The following is a 255-nucleotide window of genomic DNA, read 5'->3' on the forward strand; positions in this document are numbered from 1 at the left end:
CCCAGTGTGGCCGATCACCCTCTCAGGTCGGCTACGCATCGTCGCCTTGGTGAGCCGTTACCTCACCAACTAGCTAATGCGCCGCAGGCCCATCCTCAAGTGACAGATTGCTCCGTCTTTCCCGGCCCCTCCAGGTGGAGAAACCGATTATCTGGTATTAGCATCCGTTTCCGGAGGTTATCCCAGTCTTAAGGGCAGGTTGCCTACGTGTTACTCACCCGTCCGCCGCTAACTTCACCCCGAAGGGATCCGTCC

At 58.4% G+C, this 255-nt stretch carries 1 rRNA gene; it reads right to left on the reverse strand.

From position 1 onward, the window contains the following. Positions 1-255: ribosomal RNA gene (locus M3223_RS24150) — 16S ribosomal RNA — on the reverse strand; the annotation flags it as partial.

Origin of the sequence: Paenibacillus pasadenensis (genome assembly GCF_023715725.1) — a bacterium.
Lineage (GTDB): Bacteria > Bacillota > Bacilli > Paenibacillales > Paenibacillaceae > Paenibacillus_O > Paenibacillus_O pasadenensis_A.